This is a genomic window from Kribbella sp. NBC_01510 (genome assembly GCF_045040325.1).
In the GTDB taxonomy this organism is placed as follows: domain Bacteria; phylum Actinomycetota; class Actinomycetes; order Propionibacteriales; family Kribbellaceae; genus Kribbella.
On record NZ_CP109418.1, the window covers coordinates 24,325 to 43,077 of the forward strand.

The window sequence follows — 18,753 nt, forward strand, 5'->3', positions numbered from 1 at the left end:
TGCCTCCCAGCTCAGTTGTCAGAGGGTTGACCTTACTGGCCCGGCGAGATGGCGACGGCCCCGGTACGGCGGGGGTCGCCGACCGCGAGCAGGCCGTCGGCCGGATCCCAGAACGCGGCCGCGACGCCACCGAAGTACATCGAGTGCGGTGGCATCGGCCGGGTCGGCAGCGCGGTCGAACCGGACACAGGCAGGTCGTCTTCATAGTCGACGACCACGTCTTCACGGACGCGGACGTGCAGCCGCGGATGGTCGACCGCCTCGCGCAGCGGCAGCCCACCGTGCGTGTAGAGCGCGTAGACCTGCGCCAGCGCGGTCGGGATCCGGTCCGAGCCGGGCGAGCTGATCGCGAGCACCGCGCCGTCGCTGTCCCGGCGCGCGACGCTGGGAGCCATGTTCGAGGTGAGCCGCGTGCCGGGCGCGAGGCTGTGCGGCCCGCCGTGCAGGAGCTCTTGCTCGCCGAGGGCGTTGTTGAGCCAGATGCCGGTGCCTGGCGTGAGTACGCCGGAGCCGTAGCCGGACGACACGGTGATCGCGCAGGCGTCGCCCTCGTCGTCGACCACCGAGACAGTCGCCGTACTGGGTGAGGACAGGGCGCGGAGATCACCGGCCGCCGCGAGGTCCAGCAGCTTGTTGGCCTCAAGCTGCCGCCTGTCCTCCTCGTCCAGCTCGGCCAGCCGCCGTCCGAGTACGGCGTGCTGCACCTCGACGAGCCGTTCGAGCTCGGACTGCCGCCAGCTGCCGTCGGCCGGTACGCCGTCGAGCAGCGCGAGCATCGCGGCGACCGCGACACCACCGACGGCCGGCGGCGGGTTCGTCGCCAGGCGCCAGCCGTTCTGCCGGACCATCAGCGCCGGCCGTACGACGGCCTCGTACGCCGCAAGGTCTTCCGCGGTGAGGATGCCGTCGTTCTCAGCCATGTCGTGGATGAGCAGCTGGGCGAGCTCGCCGGTGTACATGGTCTCGGCGCCGTCGCGGGCGATCAGTTCGAGCGCCTCGGCGAGCTCGGGGATCACGACGGTGGTGCCGGCCTTGATCACCGAACCGTCGTCCTCGTGCACGACCTGATGGCTCGGCTGGTGCCAGCCGAAGATGATCTCGTGGGTGTAGCCGAGGTAGTAGCCCGAGGTCCGGCTCAGCGCGAACCCGTTCCGGGCGACGTCGATCGCGGGCTGGACCACCTCACGCCAGGGCGCCTTCCCGGATCGATGGTGGGCCAGGTCGAGCGCCTTCATCCCGCCGGGGGTCGCGACGGATCCGTGCCCGACGGTGGTCGTCGTACCGCCGCCGTAGTCGGTGGTGATGTCCCAGACGCCGCGGCCGAACCGGTCGGTGGACGCGCCGCGGCCCGGCATCTCCACCCAGCCGTCGATGGTGACCGCGTCGCCGCCGGCCACCTGGAGGGTGACGAAGCCGCCCGAGGCCGGCGAGACCACGCCGATCTCGTTCACCATCGTCACCAACGTGGCCGCGATCGCCGCGTCCACCGCGTTCCCGCCCTCGGCGGCCACCCGCACGCCGGCCTCGGCAGCTGCCGCGTTCGGCGCCGCCACTGCCACCCTCGGATGACTGCCACTCATGATGGCTAGCCGACCCGTTGGACGGCGCCGAAGCGGTCGACGGCGACCTGGACCGCGGCCTGCCGGACGTCGGCGACCTCGTTCTCCTTCAGCGTGCGATCCGGCGCCCGGAACCGGAGCGCGAACGCCAGCGACTTCTTCCCCGCGCCGATCTGCTCACCGGTGTACAGGTCGAAGAGCCGGATCGACTCCAGCAACGCCCCCGCACCCTCGACCAGCGCCGCCTGCACGTCCGCCGCGGCCACCTCGGCCGGGACGATCAACGCCACGTCCTCCTTGGCCACCGGGTACGACGAGAACGGTGTCGCCGTGATCGACCCCGGACCGGCCGCCATCAACGCGTCCAGGTCGAGCTCGACCGCGCTCGACCGCGCCGGCAGACCGAACGCCTGGCAGACCTTCGGATGCAGCTCACCGGCGTGACCGACGACCTTGCCGTCGACGGAGAACTCCGCGCACCGGCCCGGATGCCACGGCGCGAGCTCGACGTTCTTCACGACCGGCTCGACGGCAACCACCGACGCGATCATCCGGGCGAACTGGACGGCATCCGCCCAGTCGGTCGGGCGGCCCTTGCCCCACCAACCGGTCGGCGTGCGTGAACCGGTCAGCACCACTGCGACGTGCAGCGGCTGCTCGGGCAGAGCGTCGTACAGGGACTGGATCTCGGCGTCGCTCGGGCGGTGCGCGACGGACGGCAGTGGTGCGGGCTTCGCGTCCGGCTTCGGCAGGAAGACCAGGCCGGTCTGGAAGATCGCCAGATCGGTGGCGCCGCGGCCGACGTTGCGCTCGGCGGTCCGGAGCAGGGTCGCGAGCAGCGTGGTCTGCATCGACGGCTCTTCGTCGGACAACGGGTTGACCAGCTTGACCGTCGTACGGCGGGAGTCGTCGGCGGGCAGGCCCATCGCGTCGAAGTCGGCGTCCCCGGCGAACGGGTACGACACGACCTCGGTCAGGCCCGCGCCGACCAGCGCGGTCGCGATCCGGCGGCGCCGCCGCTGCGACACCGTCAGCCCCTGCCCACCCGGCGCGGGCGGCAGAACCGATGGCACGTTGACGAACCCGAACAGCCGAATAACCTCTTCGGCGAAGTCATTGGGATCCCGCAGGTCGGGCCGCCACGAAGGCGGAGTCACCGTCAGCAAGTCATCACCAGCAAGCCCAGCTGCGAGGCCAGCCGGCGCCGAGGGTGCGGCGACAACCAGCGCTGGGGCTTGCACACCCGCCGCGAGCGGTGCCGGCACCGCGTCGGCGGCGGCGCGCTCGACCGCGCACCCGACGGACTGCAGGTGCAGGACGGTCTCGGCGATGGAGATCGGTGCTCCCGCGACCCGGGCGGCGTGATCGGCGCGGAGCGTGACCGGCTCGGGGAGGTCGTGGGTGTCGACGACGGTTTCGTCCGGCTGGATGGTGCCACCGGCCAGGTCGGCGAGGAGGTCGGCGACGCGCTGGGCGGCGTACCGCGGCAGCAGCGGGTCGACCTCACGCTCGAACCGCCGCGACGCCTCCGACGACAACTTGTGCCGCCGCGACGCGCGGGCGATCACGATCGGGTCGAAGTGCGCGGCCTCGATCACCACGTCGGTGGTCGTGTCGGAGATCTCGGTCGACGCGCCACCCATCACACCGGCGATGCCGATCGGGCCGGAGTCGTCGGTGATCAGCAGGTCCTCGGCGTCCAGCTCACGGGTCTGGTCGTCCAGCGTCATCAGCTTCTCGCCGGCGTAGGCCCGCCGGACCACGATCTCGCCGGACAGCCGATCCTTGTCGTAGCCGTGGATCGGCTGGCCGAGCTCGAGCATCACGTAGTTGGTGATGTCGACGCCGATCGAGATCGGGCGCATCCCGGCCGCCAGCAGCCGCTTCTGCAGCCACCGCGGCGAGAGCGCCTTCGCGTCGATGCCGGTCACCGTCCGGGTGACGAAGACGCCGCAGCCTTCGGCATCGTCGACCCGCACCGGATAACCGCCCGAGCCAGAACCGTCGAGCGCCAGATCGGCCGGATCCTTCAGCGGAACGCCATACGCCGTAGCCGCTTCGCGGGCCACACCACGGATCGACAGGCAGTAGCCGCGGTCCGGGGTGACCGCGATGTCGAGCACGTCGTCGCGCAGCGCGAGCAGCTCGATCGCGTCGTCACCCGGCTCGGCCTCACCCGGCTCGAGTACGACAATGCCGTGCGTACCGTCGTCACCCAGGCCGAGCTCCGAGCTCGAGCAGATCATGCCGCTGGAGACATGCCCGTACGTCTTCCGCGCCGAGATCGCGAACCCACCCGGCAGCACGGCGCCCGGGAGTACGACGACCACGAGGTCACCGACCGCGAAGTTGTTCGCACCGCAGACCACCCACTGCGGCTCGTCCTTGCCGATGTCGAGCGAGCACCAGCGGATGGTCTTGCCGTTCTTCTGCGGCTCGTCCTCGTAGGTGAGGACCTTGCCGACCACGAGCGGCCCGGTCAGGTCGGACTCCTCGACGGTCTCCACCTCGAGGCCGGCCCGGATCAGCTTCTCCGCGACGCCGCGACCCGTGACCCCGGCCGGGAGGTCGACGTACTCACGAAGCCATGACAGTGGGACCCGCATCAGATCTCCATCCCGAACTGGCGGCTGAACCGCACATCACCCTCGACCATGTCGCGCATGTCCTCGACGCCGTTGCGGAACATCAGCGTCCGCTCCAGGCCCATCCCGAACGCGAAGCCGGAGTACCGGTCGGTGTCGATGCCGCAGGCCTGCAGGACCCGCGGGTTCACCACGCCGCAGCCGCCCCACTCGATCCAGCCCTCGCTGCCACAGGTGCGGCACGGGCGGTCCGGGTTGCCGACGGAGGCTCCGCGGCAGACGAAGCACTTCAGGTCGACCTCGGCCGACGGCTCGGTGAACGGGAAGAAGTTCGGCCGCAGGCGCGCCTCGAGGCCCTCGCCGAACATCGAGACGACGAAGTGGTCGAGCGTGCCCTTCAGGTGCGCGAGCGTGATGCCTTCGTCCACCACGAGGCCCTCGACCTGGTAGAAGACCGGCGTGTGGGTCGCGTCCAGCTCGTCGGTGCGGAACACGCGGCCCGGGCAGATCACGTAGATCGGCGGCTTGCGGGTCAGCATCGACCGGGCCTGCACCGGGGACGTGTGGGTCCGCAGCACCTTGCCCGAGCCGGCCGGCTCGACGAAGAAGGTGTCCTGCATCTGCCGGGCCGGGTGGTCGGGCTGGAAGTTCAGGGCGTCGAAGTTCAGCCACTCGGCCTCGACCTCGGGGCCTTCGGCGACGTCCCAGCCGAGCGCGGTGAAGACGTCCGCGACCTGCTCGGAGATCAGCGAGAGCGGGTGCCGCGCGCCGAGCTCGGGCGTGTGCCACGGCAGCGTCACGTCGACGCGCTCGGTGGCCAGCATCCGCTCCTCGTGCTCGGCCTCCAGGACCGCGAGCCGGGCCGCGAAGGCCTCGTTGATCGCCTTCCGGGCCGCGCCGATCCGCTGACCGGCCTCCTTGCGGCCCTGCGGCGGCAGCGCGCCGATCTCCCGGTTGGCCAGCGCGATCGGCGACTTCTCGCCGAGATGCGCGCCCTTCGCCTCCTGCAGGGCGGCCAGGTCGGCCGCCTCGGTAAAGGCCTTCAGTGCCTCGTCGCGGGTCCGCTCCACCTCTTCGGCATGCAGCGGCGTCACTTCGACCGGGTCGTAATCAGTGTTGGGACCGGACATGGCTCGCTCTCGGTTTCGGAACTTCTGCGGATTGCAGTCTAGGAACCTCTCGCCCCGGAGCGTGAATCGCCTGTCCACAGCCCGCGCCCCAAGCCCCCAGCACGCGCTTTGTGGAACATCCCAGTCACCTAGCGCAATTTAGTTACCGCAAAGCCGACAACGCTGCGCCGCGTCAGGTCAGTGCACCGTGTCGTCCACCGCCGGGACTGCTTCCTGCGTCGCCTGCTTGGCCTGCCGGCGCGGCAGCACCACGAGAGCGACCAGCGCGCCGGCCAGTGCACCGATCAAGCCGACTGTCATCGAGATCGACATGGCGTCGGTGAAGGCGGTCCGGGCCGCGGCGACGAAGTCCGGGCCGAGGGCGAGCGTGTCCGCGATCGACGTGCGCGCCGGTTCGGGAACCGAGTCCGGCAGCGACGAGGAGTACGCCGCAGCCAGCACGCTGCCCAGTACGGCGACCGACAGCGCGGCACCGGTTTGCTGGACGGTGTCGTTCATCGCCGATCCGACACCGCGGTGGTCCGGAGGAACCGCCTGCATGAGCAGCGTGTACGCCGCGGGCCCGGCCAGACCGCCACCGACGCCCATCACCATCAGACCGATGATCAGCAGGCCGTAACCGGTCGAGTCGGAGACCTGGGTCAGGATGCCGAAGCTGCCGGCGATGATCACCAGCCCGACCACGATCAGCGTGCGATCCGCCATCTTCTTGCCGAGCGTCGCCCCGAGAGCGTTGAACACCGTCGCGGCCACGGCGTACGGGATCAACGCCAGGCCGGCCTTCAGCGGCGTGTACCCGAGCACGAACTGCAGGTACTGCGTCAGCGCCAGCAACAGCCCTCCGGCGGTGAACGACAGCAACACGATCGAGAAGCTCGTCCCACTGAAGTTCCGATCCCGGAACAGCGCGAGCGGCACCATCGGGTGCTCATTCCGCGTCTCCCACAGCGCGAACCCGGTCAGCGCCGCCACCCCGACGGCCAGCCCGCCGAGCACCTTGGCGGAACCGAACCCGTCGGCCGGGATCGAGATGATCGCCCACACGACCGCCGCCATCCCGATGATCGACAGCACCGCGCCGGCCGGGTCGACGTCGCGCGCCGGCCCTTTCGACTCCGGGATCAGGGCCAGCGTGCCGATGATCGCGAGGACGGCGATCGGCACGTTCAGCCAGAAGATCGAGCCCCACCAGAAGTGGTTCAGCAGTACGCCGCCCACGGTCGGACCGGCGACCACGCCGACCATCGCGACCATCGACCAGCCGGCCATCGCCTGGCGCTGCTCCTGCGGCGGGAACACCGTGAACAGCAGCGACAGCGTGCTCGGCATCAGCAGCGCGCCGCCGACACCCATCAGCCCGCGGCACGCGATCAACTGCCCTGGGTTCTGGGCCAGCGTCGCCAGCAGCGAGGCCGCGCCGAAGATCACCAGCCCGAGGAGCAGCATCTTCCGGCGCCCGAACCGGTCGGACAGGCTGCCCGCGGTCAGCAACAGCCCGGCGAACGCCAGGATGTACGCGTCGATCACCCACTGGATGTCCGCGGGCGTCGCGTCCAGGTCGCGCATCAGCGACGGGATCGCCAGGTTGAGCACGGTGTTGTCGACGACCAGCACCATCAGACTCAGACACAGGATCAGCAGGATCCACCAGCGTCGCGGATGGCCGGTCGCCGAAGAATCGGCGGAGGACTCGAACGGTGTACTAGTCACTCGCACACTGTACGACAAGCTCGTACAGTGTTCCAGAGGTTATTAGGATGGCGTCATGAAGGAATCGATCTGGACCCGGCAGCGGGCCGCCGCACCGGCCCGAGAGGCGCTCAGCCGGGAGCAGATCGTGCAGACGGCGATGGCGACCCTCGACGCGGAGGGCCTGGCCGGGCTCAGCATCCGGAAGCTGGCCGCCAAGCTCGGCGCGGGCGCGACCAGCCTCTACTGGCACGTGCCGACCAAGGACGACCTGATCGACCTGCTCATCGACGAGATCTGGAGCGAGGTCGACGTACCGGATCCTGAGCTGGCCGGCTGGCGGAACGGTGCGCTGCTGTTGGGCCACAGCCTGCGGGCCACCGTGCTCCGCCATCCGTGGCTCCCCGAGATCATGTACGTCCGGCCCAGCATCGGGCCGAACGCCATGACGCTCGGTTCGCGCGGCCTTGTGCTGTTCGGCGCGGCCGGCTTCTCCGGTCCGGACGTCGATTTCGCGATGGGCAGCGTGATGTCCTACGTCCTCGGCACCGCGAGTTCCGAGGTCGCGACCCGCGAGATGGCACGGAGGGCCGGCCAGTCCTTGGAGCAGATGAGCGGGGACCTTCTGCAGCAGGCCGAAGTCCTCTCCACCGACCTGCCCGGCATGCAGGAGTCGGTCCGGCGACGCGCCGACCAGGATGTGAACGCGCTGTTCACCGAGTCCTTCGCCTTCGGCCTCGACGCCTTGCTCGACGGGCTCGAGGCTCGCCTCAGGAAGTGAGGCCGAACCACGGCTCCTTGCCGAGCTCGGTCAGCAGTACTTCGCGGTCTCTGGGATCCGCGACCAGTGCCGTGAGTTCCTCCGCCCGGCGGAGTTCGGCTCGCGCCTGGTCGGGCGAGCCGGTCGCCGCGAGCGCGCGGGCGAGTGCCTCACGGGCGAACGGTTCGTCCCAGTCGCCCATCTGATCCGGGTGGTTCTGGATGAGCTGCAGACAACGCCGCGCGTGGCCCAGGCCGAGCTCGACGCGGCCGATCCGCAGTGCGACCCGGGCGATCAGGTGCTCGCCACGGGCATGGTTCGCTTCGTTGCCGGCTTCGAGCCAGTGCAGGCAGGCGGCGTACGCGCCGTACAGGACGCGCTCCTGGTCGAGGAGCGGACTGGTCTCGTCGATCTGCTCGAGCAGGTCCCAGGTCTCGTTGTTGAGCTCGACGCCGAAGTAGCGGTGCAGTTCGCGGCCCTCGACGAGCTCGGTGGCCACCTTCGCCATCAGCTCGGGCCAACTGGCCAGCCCGTACTCACGGGCGATGGTCAGCTGCGCGTCCCGCAGGGTGAAACCATTTGTGTAGTTGGGGTGATGGGCCCGGACCCGCTCGATCGCGTCCGGACGTCCCTTGGTCACGGCCTTGCGGAGGTCCTTCGCCTGCATGCGCAGCTGGCTGAGGCTGGCTTTGGCGGGCAGCGGTGTGGTCGACATCGATGGTCCTTCCAGGGCAGCCCGCTCCGCTGAAACAGGCCGTCCCGAAGGGTTCACCGGCCGTCATGAGTCCTGCTGTTCGATCCAGGTGCACTCGGTGCTTGCCGCGGAGAGGAGGCGCCCTGGCACGCGCTGCGCCAACGCTGACACGGCCGCCGCGTCGGCGTCAACCGGTACGGCGCTGGGCCCGGGCCGACGCGTACAGGCAGATGGCGGCGGCGGTGGCGAGGTTGAGGGACTCGGCGCGGCCGTAGATCGGGACCTTCACCGAGCGGTCGACGATGGCGTCGAAGCCGTCGGGGAGACCGTGGGCCTCGTTGCCGAACAGCCAGACGGTCGGCCGGGTCAGGGTGCCGTCCTCGATGCAGCTGTCCAGGTCGGAGGAGCCGTACCCGTCGGCGGCGAGGACCTGCAGTCCCTGGTCCCGCCAGGACTTGGCGGCCGCGGCGATGTCCACGTCGACGGCGATCGGCACGTGGAAGATGCTGCCCACACTGGCCCGGACCGCCTTCGGGTTGTGTGGGTCGACGGACTCCGACGACAGGACGACCGCATCCGCGCCGGCGGCATCCGCCGTACGGATCAAGGTGCCGACGTTGCCGGGATCCCGGACCTGCACGCCGGCGGCCACCAACTTGGCGGTACGACGGACCGCCTGGTCCAACGGTGTGTCGACGAGGGAGCAGACGGCGACCACGCCTTGCGAAGTGACGGTCTCGCTGAGCGCCTCGGCGGCGGCGCGGTTGACCTCGAACCAGGGCACACCGGCGGCCTCGGCCAGGTCGCGGAGGTCACGGTGACGGGTGGCGACGGCGGGTTCGGCGTACACCTCGAGGACGAGTTCGCGGTGCTCGAGGGCTTCGCGGACGGCCTGCGGTCCCTCGACCAGGAAGCGGCCGGTCTTGCGCCGGAACGCACGAGTGGCGAGCCGCCGGGCCTGCTTGATCCGCACGGACTGTGCGGTCAGCAGACCAGGGCTCGCCACTGCAGTGCTGTTCGGGGTGTTGCTCAGGCCGCGGCGTCGGACTTCGGCGCGTTCACGTCGGCCGGCAGGGCGGCCTTGGCCACCTGCACCAGCGCGGAGAACGCAGCCGGGTCGTTGACGGCCAGGTCGGCGAGGATCTTCCGGTCGACCTCGACCTCGGCCAGCCGCAGACCCTGGATGAACCGGTTGTAGGTCAGGTCCTCGGCGCGGACCGCGGCGTTGATCCGCTGGATCCACAGCTTGCGGAAGTCGCCCTTGCGCGCCTTGCGGTCCCGGTAGGCGTAGACGAGCGAGTGGGTGACCTGCTCCTTGGCCTTGCGGTACAGACGCGAGCGCTGGCCGCGGTAGCCGCTGGCCTGCTCCAGGACGACCCGGCGCTTCTTGTGGGCGTTGACTGCCCGCTTCACGCGTGCCATGAGGTGTTACTCCTTGTACTTCTGCGCCAGAGCCGGACTGGGCCCACTCGGCGGGGATGTTCGGGGGGAAGGGCGGTGCTCAGATGCCGAGAAGCTTCTTGGCCTTCTTCGCGTACGACGGCGCGACCTCGACGGTGCCGCTCAGGCGACGCTTGCGCTGGGACGACTTCGCCTCGGCGAGGTGGCGGATACCGGTCTGCTCGCGGCGGACCTTGCCCGTGCCCGTGATCCGGACGCGCTTCTTCATCCCCGAGTGGGTCTTCATCTTCGGCATGGCTATGTACTCCTGTTGTTCTTTCGTTGACTCGAACTCGGTGCGGTGCTCCGGCTGTCCTCGCGGCCGGCCGGAGCAATCACGTCACTCCGGGTCGAGGTTGTCTGCCGGACCCTTCGGCTTCTTCGTGGAGCCGGCGGCTCGCTCGGCCTCGTGCGCCTGAACCTGCTCGGCGCGCTCGGCGCGCTCCGCCTCGTGCTCAGCGTCACGCTCGGCCTGCTTCTTCGCCTTCTCGGCCTCCACGTCCACGCGCGCCTCGGACTTCTTCTTGTGCGGTCCGAGCACCATGATCATGTTCCGGCCGTCCTGCCGCGGCGAGGACTCGACGAAGCCGAGCTCGCTCACGTCCTCGGCCAGCCGCTGCAACAGCCGGAAGCCGAGCTCCGGGCGGGACTGCTCACGTCCGCGGAACATGATGGTGATCTTGACCTTGTCCCCGGCACGCAGGAACCGGACGACGTGACCCTTCTTGGTCTCGTAGTCGTGCGGGTCGATCTTCGGCCGCAGCTTCATCTCTTTGATGACCGTGTTGGTCTGGTTCCGGCGGGACTCGCGCGCCTTCTGCGCAGTCTCGTACTTGTACTTGCCGAAATCCATCAGCTTGCAGACGGGAGGCCGGGCTGTTGCCGCGACCTCGACGAGGTCGAGATCGGCCTCCTGTGCCAGCCGAAGTGCGTCCTCGATCCGGACGATGCCTACCTGCTCACCGTTCGGTCCGACCAGTCGCACCTCGGGAACGCGGATGCGCTCGTTGACGCGCAGTTCAATGGTGATGGGTCCTCCTGGGTTGTGCTCGTACTGGTGCCACCTCGTGATCACCGAAAGCCCCTGGAAAACACCAAGGCCTCCGTGCGATCACACGAAGGCCCAATTCCCAGATCGACGACGTCCCAACCCCTCCGGGTGGTACGCCGCACGACCGCTGTGATTCTCCGGATATCCTCCAGAACCTCTCAGCGTGACCGGGACCCGCCGACTCTGCATCGACTGGGTGGGAGGTGGCCCTCCGCTTAGACTCGAACCATCGGAGGCCCTCGAGTATTCCGCTCAGGGGTCACCAACGGACCGGGTCGGTCGCCATGTAAGAGTAGCAGCATGACCGACTCAGGTGCCACTTCGCAGCCGGACGACGCTCAGCCGGCGGCCGCGGACGACAGCCGCCCGGACCCGCTGTCCACAGTGTCTCGCGACATCGCCGACGTACCCAGCGTGGAGATCATCTCGACCGCCGCCCTCCACCTGATGAGCGCCGCCGCCGTCCACCTCGGCCTGGCCGAAGACCTCCCCGACCACCAGGACCTCGACGAGGCCCGCTCCCTGATCGACGCGCTCGCCGGCCTCCTCGACGCCTCCGCCCCGTCCCTCGGCCACCACCACGCCGCCCCCCTCCGCGACGGCCTTCGCTCCCTGCAGCTGGCCTTCAAAGAGTCCTCCACCATCCCCGACGAGCCAGGCGCCGGCCCCGGCGAGAAGTACACCGGCCAAGTCCACCCCCCAGCCGCCCGCAGGTAACCCGCTCTACGGGACCTCGGGGGCGAGATGAAGAGGCCGGCGACCCTTTACAGCGTCAGGCGTTCTGTTCGTCGCGCCAGGCGATCCAGCGGCGGATGGTGTCGAGGTCGTAGTCGGGTCCGCTCGTGGAGACCGTGAACAGGCTGACACCGAGCTCGCGAAGGGCCGGACCGTTCTGCCAGGGATCGCCTCCGACGTGGACGGAGCGTTCGATCGTCGACGGGTCACGGCCGATCTCGGCGCAGTACCGATCGAGCACGCCGAGCTTTCGCACCAGATCCTCGCCCTCGGCGAAGGTGTTCCAGATGTCGGCGTGCCGGGCGACCACGCGGAGCATCTTCTGCTCGCCACCGCCGGCGATCAGGATCGGCATCGGGCCGATCGGCGGCGGGTTCAGCGCGGCCAGGCGCTTCTCGATCCGCGGCAGGGCGTCGGCGAGTTCGGCCACCCGGCGGCCGGGCGAGGGGAACTCGTACCCGTACTCGAGGAACTCCCGCTCCTTGAAGCCGGCGCCGATCCCGAACACGACCCGCCCACCGCTGATGTGGTCGACGGTCCTGGCCATGTCCGCCAGCAGGTCGGGGTTGCGGTAACTGTTGCAGCTGACCAGGACCCCGAGGTCGATCCGGGAGGTCTGCTCGGCCCACGCGGCGAGAATCGTCCAGCCCTCGAAGTGCTTGCCCTCGGCCACCTTGCCCAGTGGGAAGAAGTGGTCCCAGGTGAAGAGGATGTCCGCGCCCAGGTCCTCGACCTCGGCGGCGGCTCGGCGGATCGCGGCGTACTCGGCGCGCTGCGGCGCCAGCTGGGCACTGATGCGGACTGGTCTCATGACAGTGCTCCCTCAGATGCGGTACGTCCTACCCAATCGTGCTGAAGAACTTCAGCAGGCCGGTGGGGGCATCGGGGGCGAAACAGAGGTCGAGGTTGGCGGCGGATTCGGCCGCGGACTGTTCGGCGCGGGGGAAGAGGTCGGACTCGTACGCCGCCAGCGCCGCCTCGGTGTCATCGGGGTGGGCGATCAGGGCCGCGGCCAGTTCGGCGCCGTCCTGCATCGCGAGGTTGGCGCCCTCACCGGCGAAGGGTGACATGAGGTGGGCGGCGTCGCCCAGAAGCGTGACGCCGGGGACTCGCTTCCATTGATGACCGATCGGCAGGGCGTGGATCGCACGGCGGAACGGCGCGGCGTCGGCGTCGCGGATCAGCCGGAGGAAGCGGTCGTCCCAGTCCGTGAATTCGGCCAGCAGGGCGTCCTTGGTGATGTCACCGCTGGACCATTCGGCCTCGGTGCGCAGAGCGGCGTACACATGAAGGCGGTCAGGTTCGCGGTGCGCCAGGAAGCCGCGGCCGTCGCCGAGGGCGAACATCAGGCCGGCGCCGATCAGCTCGGCGCTCTCCGGATGCCGTACGTCGGGATCGGTCAGATCCAGCTCCGCAAAGGACAAACCCGAGTACGCCGGTGTCGCGTCGGAGACGAGTGGCCGGACCTTCGACCACGCACCGTCCGCGCCGACCAGCAAGTCAGCCGTGAACGTGCTGCCGTCCGCCAGCCGCACTTCACGGTCGACGATCCCAACGATCTTCGAGTCCCAGCGGATCACGCCGTCCGGCAGGCTGCCGATCAGCAAGGCGCGCAGGTCCCGGCGGTGCACCTCCGGACGACCTTCCCCCTCGTCGGCAAAGCGCAGTACGGCGTCCCGGCCGTAGATCCGCATCGCCTCGCCACCGGGCATGACGATGCGCCGGAACTCGTCGTACAGCTCGGCCGCCCGCAACGCGGCCTGACCGGATTCCTCGTGGATGTCGAGCATGCCGCCCTGGGTGCGGGCGGTCGGCGAAGCGTCCAGTTCATAGACAGCGGCCTCGATGCCGTTGACGTGCAGCACTCGCGCCAGCGTCAAGCCACCGAGGCCGGCGCCGATAATTGCGATCTGGTGGTGCGTCATGTCGGTTGTCCTCCCGTACGTGGAGTGGCGAGCACTCCGTTGATCAAGACGCGGATGCCCCAGGACGCGCGGTCCTCCCCCGGCCCGCTGAGCAGGTCCTCGCCCTGCGCGACGATCCGCGGGTGCGTGTCCGGTCGGACAGCTCGCAACGCGGCGCCCAATGCGTCCCACTGCTCCGGGTCGTCGCCGCCCGCGTGTTCAGCAGCGGTCGACGTCGCCAACTGGAGCAGCAAGTCGAGACCCCAGGCAGCCTGCTGTGGCGGCACGCCGCCTTCGTCGAGCAGCGCGAGCACGCCCTCCACCAACCGGAGGTAGTTCTCCCCCGCCGGTCGCGCGGTCAACGCGGACTGAGCGAGACTCGGATACTCGAACAGGACCCGCGTGTACGACGCCAGCACCGCCTCGAGCCGCTCTCGCCAATCGCCTTCGGCCTCGACCGGCGACAAGTCCACCGCGCCGAGCAGTTCATCGAGTACGGCGCCGTGCAACTGGGCCGTACTCCGGAAGTACACGTAGAGGGACGCCGGCCCGGTGTCGAGCTCCTTCGCCAGCCGCCGCATCGTCACCCGATCCAGCCCATCGGCGCGCATCACCTCCACCGCCGCCGCCACGATCCCGCGCCGCGTCAACGCCGCCTTGGCCGGCCGCTCCCGCCGGCTCCTGGGTTCGTCCGTCATGGTGGTCAGCGTAACGAACATGTTCGTTACGAACAAGTTCGCTCCATGCGCAAAATGAGCGTCGGCGAATTCGCCGAAAAGGTGGGCCTCACACCCGCCAACGTCGCAGTCCTCAAGAACGGCCGAGCCAAAGCCGTCCGCTTCAGCACCCTCGAAGCCATCTGGCGAACCCTCAACTGCCAACCCGGCGACCTCCTCGAATGGGTCCCCGACGAGGAGCACGAACAACAAGCGGTGGCCTTGAACAAGAAATAACCTGTCCAAACCCCCCGCACCCAGTCCAAGCCCCCGACGAGTGCCCGAGGTCGGTCGCCGTCCTCGACGAAGCGCGACAGCTCGCACCCCGGGCGGAACGACAACCACCACCGGCCGGCGCCGGCGGTCGGCGGCGGACGCGGGCGGCGGACGGCGGCCGCGGACGGCGGACGGCGGCGGCGGACGGCGGCGGACGCGGGCGGCGGCGGGCGGCGGCGGTGAGCGGGCGGCGGGCGGTGGGCGCGGGCGGGGATTTCGGGCCGGAGTAGGGAGCTGGGACAAGGTGTCGGGACCTGGGACAGGTCGTGAGTTGTCCGAGGCCCCGACCTGGTGTCCGCGCGGCCGGCCCGTGCGTCGTCCAGGCCGCTCCACGCCCGCCGCAACGCCCGCAGCGGACCCGACCCCTGCCCGTCAAACGGCGCTCCGGAGGGTGGAGCCGATATCCGAACGCGTGCCGGCTTCTCTTCGTTTACGAGGCGAGAACCCCCGAGCCGAGGCGTTGTCCGAGCCGTTGTGGCGTCTCGGTGGCTGCCCGACCTTGGCGGTGTCGACGCCGCTGCTGCGGGGATCGGCGCGACCTGAGACACTCACCAACCCCACCGTCAGCTCACCGCCGCCCCGGATCGGAGCGTGACCGGGGCAGGACCGCGTCGCTTGGTGAGTGTGCCAGCACCGAGGAGTCGAGCCCGGCCACTGGCCCAACCGGTTTTCGGCCACAGCAGAGATCGACTTTGTGCACCAGATCCGTACCCGGACGCCCGGCGCCGTACGGATCTGGTGCACAAAGTGCCCGACCAAGCCAACCGCGCGGGGTAGCGAGGCGCGACTGTCGGGCGGGGTAGCGAGGCGCGACTGTCGGGCGGGGTAGCGAGGCGCGACTGTCGGGCGGGCTAGCGAGGCGGGGCTGTCGGGCGGCCGAGCGGGGCAGTCGCGCGGCCAGGTGGGTCGGGTGGCGGCGACCGGGGCTGGCGCAGTGGTGTCCGCTGGGATGTCCAAGGTCGGCCGGTGTTCTCGACGAAGCGCGGCAGCGCGCACCCCCGGACGGGCGGGAGCGCGCGCAGCGGACGCGACGGTGGGGTGGCCGCGGGAGCAGGCGTGGGTGCACCCGTGCGGGTCAGCCCTTGACGGCGCCTTCTTCGACGCCTTTGAAGAAGAAGCGTTGGAGGGTGGCGAAGACGATCACGATCGGGATGAAGGCGATCATCGTGCCCGCGGCGATGAGGCGTGGGTTGTTACTGAAGGTGCCGGACAGGTACTGCAGGCCGACGGTCAGCGTGTACTTGTTCGGGTCGGTGAGCACGATCAGCGGCCAGAGGAAGTCGTCCCACGCGCCGATGAACGCGAAGATCGCGACCACGCTGATGGTCCCCCGCACCGACGGCAGCCCGATGTACACGAACCGCTGCCACGCGTTCGCGCCGTCCACGATCGCCGCCTGGTCGACCTCGATCGGCAGCGACCGGAACGCGTTGTACATCAGCAGCACGTTCAGCGCCCCGATCATGCCGGGCAGCGCGACCCCGAACAGCGTGTTCGCCAGCCCGAACTCCCGCACCGTCACGTACTGCGAGATGATCGTGACCTCACCCGGCAACACCAGCGTCGCCAGGAACAACCCGAGCACCAGCCGGCGCCCGCGGAACTGCAACCGCGACAACGCGAACCCGGCCAGCGACGCCCCAATAACGTTGCCTCCAACAACGAGTACGGCGACCACCAGCGAGTTCCGCGCATAATCCCAGACGGGGATCGTGTCGGTCACGGACTTGTAGTGGTCGATCGTCGGCTGGGCCGGCAGCAACCGCGGGATCCGGGTGTAGATGTCCTCCCCGGATCCCTTCAGCGACGTGGACAGCTGCCACAGGAACGGCCCGATCGTGATCAGCAGCACGAACACCAGCAGCACGTACCGGACCACCTTCTCGCGCGGCGAGACGGTATTGAATCCGAAGGTTCCACGCCGACGCTTCGAACCCCCCGGCGTACCAGGAGCTTCGACAACAGCCGGCCGCGCCGAATCGGTGACAACACTCATGCTTCGGCTCCTTGGCGGTTCAGGCGGGCCAGCACCAGCATCGGTACGACGGTGACGAAGAACAGCACGATCGACAACGCGGACGCGTACCCGAGGTTGCCCTCGAAGCCCTGGCTGTACTGCTGGATCAGCATCACCACCGAGTTGTCCCGGCCGCCCGGACCGCCCTTGCCACCGCTGAGGATGAACAGCTCGGAGAACACCCGCAGCGCCGACACCGAGATCAGGATCGAGATCAAGATCATCGTCCCGCGCACCCCGGGGATGGTGATGTGGACGAAGCGCCGGAACGGCCCGGCGCCGTCGACCGCGGCGGCCTCGTGCAGCTCACGTCCGACGTTCCCGAGGGCGGCCAGGTAGATGATCATGTAGTACCCGAGCCCCTTCCAGATCGTCAGACTGATTGCGCTCAGCAACAACAGCCACTGGTCGGACAGGAACGGCAGCGGCCCGGAGATGACGCCGAGCTTCTCGGCCAGTCCGTTGACCAGACCGCGATCGTCGAGGATCCACTGCCAGATCAGCGCCACCACGACCGCCGAGGCCACCACCGGGGTGTAGAAGGCGGTCCGGAAGAACGTGATCCCGGGCAGCTTCTTCTCCACCAGTACGGCGAGCAGCAGCGGCAGGACGGTCAGGAACGGCAGGCAGACCACCATGTAGATGACGCTGTTCAGCAGCGCCCAGCGCAACTGCTCGTCGTGCAGGAGAGTTTCGAAGTTCTTCAGCCCGACGAAGGTGCCGCCGCCGATCGGCCTGGCGTTGGTGAACGACAGGATGACGGTGTTGATCGACGGCCAGAGGTTGAACACCAGCAACCAGGCGAGTGCCGGGATCACCAGCACCCACGGCGTGAACCAGCGGTGATACCGCATTACTGCGTGAGGAGCTGGTTGGCCTTCGCCACCGCCGCGTCGAGGGCTGCCTGGGACGAGATCTTGCCGGCGATCGCGAGCGAGATCTGCTGGCCGATGAAGTCGTTGGTGGCGCCACTGATCACCGGCGGCTGCAGCACCTTCGCCTTGGCCAGCGACTGGAACGCGAGCACCTTGGCGTCGCTCTCCGGCGTACCGTCGCTCTTCGAGAAGTACGGGTCCGAGGCGGACGCCTTGGTCGACGGGAAGATGTTCACGATCTTGGCGAACGCGGCCTGGTTCTCCGCGTTGGTGACGAACCGGGCCAGGGCGATCGCAGCCGCCTGGTTCTTGGTCTTGGCCGACACCGACAGGCCCTGCACGTACAGCGGCGGGGTGTCGAGCGCGGGCGACGGGACGACCTTGCCCTTCAGCGACGGGTTGTCCTTCTGGAAGTCCTGGATCGCGTTGCCGCCACCGGTGGTCCAGGCGACCTTGCCCTGGGTGAAGAGCTTGGAGTTGCCCAGGTACTCCTGGGTCAGGATGTCGCGCGGCAGGTAGCCGGCCTTGTAGGCGTCGCGGTACTTGTCCAGCAGCGCGGCGGCCTCGGGGGTGTTGAAGACGAACTTCTTGCCGTCGTCGGACAGGATCTTCACGCCGGCGTTGGTGAAGTCACCGATGCCGGGCAGCCGGCTCATCAGGTACTCCTTGCCGCCGGTCTTGTCGTGCATGACCTTGGCGGCCGCGAGCAGTTCGTCGAACGTCTTCGGCGGGTTCTTCAGGTCGAGTCCGGCCGCGGCGAACTTGGTCGCGTTCCAGTAGTCGATGTCGGTGTTCAGGTACCAGGGGTAGCCGAAGGTGCCGTTCATGCCCTGGTACTGGTACGCCTGGACGCCGCCCTCGACGTACTCGTCGTTGATCTTCGGGTCGGCGGCGCCGACGTCGAGGAGCATGTCCTGCTTGGCCAGCGAGAGGGCGAAGTCCGGCGGCAGGTTGGTCACGTCCGGCAGCTGGCCGGCCGAGGCCTGGCTCAGCACCTTCTTGTCGTAGCCGTCGCCCGGCTGGTCCAGCCAGGTGACCTTGGTGCCCGGGTACTTCGTCTCGAACGCCTTGATCACACCTTCGACGTACGTCGTGAACTTCGGCTTCAGGGCCCAGGTCTGGAAGCTGACCTCACCGGTCACCTGGGCGTTCGCGTCGACGGTCGGCTTGGCGGCGGCACTGCCGGAATCGCCGGATCCGAGGCCGCAACCAGCCAGAGTGAGAGCGGCGGCGGCGAGGGCTGCCACCGGCGCCAGACGGCGTCTATACATGGAAATCTCCTGGGTTTGATAAACCGGTATAGCTCCTGCACTATCCACATC

General features: G+C 69.1%; 18 protein-coding genes. 3 read left to right on the forward strand and 15 right to left on the reverse strand.

Features of this window, described 5'->3' with window-relative positions; translation table 11 throughout:
* Window positions 1–32: 32 nt before the first annotated feature.
* From OG558_RS00105 to OG558_RS00120, 4 genes are all read right to left on the reverse strand, one after another.
* Window positions 33–1,580, reverse strand: a complete 1,548-nt coding sequence (locus tag OG558_RS00105; RefSeq protein WP_405068383.1) for a gamma-glutamyltransferase — start codon at window positions 1,578–1,580, stop codon at window positions 33–35.
* Window positions 1,581–1,585: 5 nt separating this feature from the next.
* Window positions 1,586–4,165: a phenylalanine--tRNA ligase subunit beta gene (locus OG558_RS00110; RefSeq protein WP_405068384.1), complete on the reverse strand. Its 2,580-nt coding sequence runs from the start codon at window positions 4,163–4,165 to the stop codon at window positions 1,586–1,588.
* On the reverse strand, window positions 4,165–5,274 hold the full coding sequence (gene pheS / locus OG558_RS00115) for a phenylalanine--tRNA ligase subunit alpha (RefSeq protein WP_329480514.1): 1,110 nt from the start codon (window positions 5,272–5,274) through the stop codon (window positions 4,165–4,167). The genes OG558_RS00110 and pheS overlap by 1 nt, the downstream gene beginning before the upstream one ends.
* Before the next feature lie 177 nt (window positions 5,275–5,451).
* Window positions 5,452–6,984 carry an MFS transporter gene (locus tag OG558_RS00120; RefSeq protein WP_405068385.1) on the reverse strand — a complete coding sequence of 511 codons (1,533 nt, stop codon included), beginning with the start codon at window positions 6,982–6,984 and terminating at the stop codon, window positions 5,452–5,454.
* 55 nt (window positions 6,985–7,039) lie between these two features.
* On the opposite strand from OG558_RS00120, the gene OG558_RS00125 reads away from it, so the two are divergent.
* The gene (locus tag OG558_RS00125) at window positions 7,040–7,744 is read left to right on the forward strand and encodes a TetR/AcrR family transcriptional regulator (RefSeq protein ID WP_405068386.1); all 705 of its coding nucleotides are present in this window, start codon (window positions 7,040–7,042) and stop codon (window positions 7,742–7,744) included.
* Here the strand turns inward: OG558_RS00125 and OG558_RS00130 are convergent.
* The 5 genes from OG558_RS00130 to infC all read right to left on the reverse strand — a co-directional run bounded on the left by OG558_RS00130 (window position 7,734) and on the right by infC (window position 10,932).
* Window positions 7,734–8,438, reverse strand: a complete 705-nt coding sequence (locus tag OG558_RS00130) for a hypothetical protein (protein ID WP_405068387.1) — start codon at window positions 8,436–8,438, stop codon at window positions 7,734–7,736. The two genes, OG558_RS00125 and OG558_RS00130, sit on opposite strands and share 11 nt — an antisense overlap.
* Window positions 8,439–8,604: 166 nt before the next feature.
* Window positions 8,605–9,423, reverse strand: coding sequence for a TrmH family RNA methyltransferase (locus OG558_RS00135; protein WP_405068388.1), 819 nt, complete (start codon window positions 9,421–9,423; stop codon window positions 8,605–8,607).
* A 23-nt stretch (window positions 9,424–9,446) separates the two neighbouring features.
* On the reverse strand, window positions 9,447–9,839 hold the full coding sequence (rplT, locus tag OG558_RS00140; RefSeq protein WP_131367113.1) for a 50S ribosomal protein L20: 393 nt from the start codon (window positions 9,837–9,839) through the stop codon (window positions 9,447–9,449).
* A 79-nt stretch (window positions 9,840–9,918) separates the two neighbouring features.
* The gene (gene rpmI / locus OG558_RS00145; RefSeq protein WP_329480524.1) at window positions 9,919–10,113 is read right to left on the reverse strand and encodes a 50S ribosomal protein L35; all 195 of its coding nucleotides are present in this window, start codon (window positions 10,111–10,113) and stop codon (window positions 9,919–9,921) included.
* A gap of 84 nt (window positions 10,114–10,197) precedes the next feature.
* Window positions 10,198–10,932: a translation initiation factor IF-3 gene (gene infC / locus OG558_RS00150; protein ID WP_329480526.1), complete on the reverse strand. Its 735-nt coding sequence runs from the start codon at window positions 10,930–10,932 to the stop codon at window positions 10,198–10,200.
* Between the two features lie 276 nt (window positions 10,933–11,208).
* Here infC and OG558_RS00155 point away from each other — a divergent pair, with 276 nt between their 5' ends.
* The gene (locus OG558_RS00155; protein ID WP_405068389.1) at window positions 11,209–11,625 is read left to right on the forward strand and encodes a DUF1844 domain-containing protein; all 417 of its coding nucleotides are present in this window, start codon (window positions 11,209–11,211) and stop codon (window positions 11,623–11,625) included.
* A gap of 55 nt (window positions 11,626–11,680) precedes the next feature.
* Here OG558_RS00155 and OG558_RS00160 read toward each other — a convergent pair whose 3' ends face one another.
* The 3 genes from OG558_RS00160 to OG558_RS00170 are packed head-to-tail and all read right to left on the reverse strand — an operon-like array spanning window position 11,681 to window position 14,245.
* Window positions 11,681–12,454 carry an LLM class F420-dependent oxidoreductase gene (locus OG558_RS00160; RefSeq protein WP_405068391.1) on the reverse strand — a complete coding sequence of 258 codons (774 nt, stop codon included), beginning with the start codon at window positions 12,452–12,454 and terminating at the stop codon, window positions 11,681–11,683.
* A gap of 28 nt (window positions 12,455–12,482) precedes the next feature.
* Window positions 12,483–13,568, reverse strand: coding sequence for an FAD-dependent oxidoreductase (locus OG558_RS00165; protein ID WP_405068392.1), 1,086 nt, complete (start codon window positions 13,566–13,568; stop codon window positions 12,483–12,485).
* Entirely contained in the window at window positions 13,565–14,245 is a 681-nt protein-coding gene (locus tag OG558_RS00170; protein WP_405068393.1) for a TetR/AcrR family transcriptional regulator, read from the reverse strand. The genes OG558_RS00165 and OG558_RS00170 overlap by 4 nt, the downstream gene beginning before the upstream one ends.
* A gap of 45 nt (window positions 14,246–14,290) precedes the next feature.
* Here OG558_RS00170 and OG558_RS00175 point away from each other — a divergent pair, with 45 nt between their 5' ends.
* On the forward strand, window positions 14,291–14,500 hold the full coding sequence (locus OG558_RS00175; protein WP_405068394.1) for a helix-turn-helix domain-containing protein: 210 nt from the start codon (window positions 14,291–14,293) through the stop codon (window positions 14,498–14,500).
* A 1,114-nt stretch (window positions 14,501–15,614) separates the two neighbouring features.
* On the opposite strand, the gene OG558_RS00180 is transcribed toward OG558_RS00175, so the two are convergent.
* From OG558_RS00180 to OG558_RS00190, 3 genes are read right to left on the reverse strand one after another with little or no spacing between them, the layout of a single operon-like run.
* Window positions 15,615–16,535: a carbohydrate ABC transporter permease gene (locus tag OG558_RS00180; protein WP_405068395.1), complete on the reverse strand. Its 921-nt coding sequence runs from the start codon at window positions 16,533–16,535 to the stop codon at window positions 15,615–15,617.
* A complete protein-coding gene (locus OG558_RS00185; protein ID WP_405068396.1) occupies window positions 16,532–17,410 on the reverse strand; it encodes a carbohydrate ABC transporter permease in 879 nt (292 codons plus the stop codon). The genes OG558_RS00180 and OG558_RS00185 overlap by 4 nt, the downstream gene beginning before the upstream one ends.
* Complete coding sequence (locus OG558_RS00190; RefSeq protein ID WP_405068398.1) at window positions 17,410–18,702, reverse strand: ABC transporter substrate-binding protein; 1,293 nt, start codon at window positions 18,700–18,702, stop codon at window positions 17,410–17,412. The genes OG558_RS00185 and OG558_RS00190 overlap by 1 nt, the downstream gene beginning before the upstream one ends.
* Window positions 18,703–18,753: the final 51 nt, after the last annotated feature.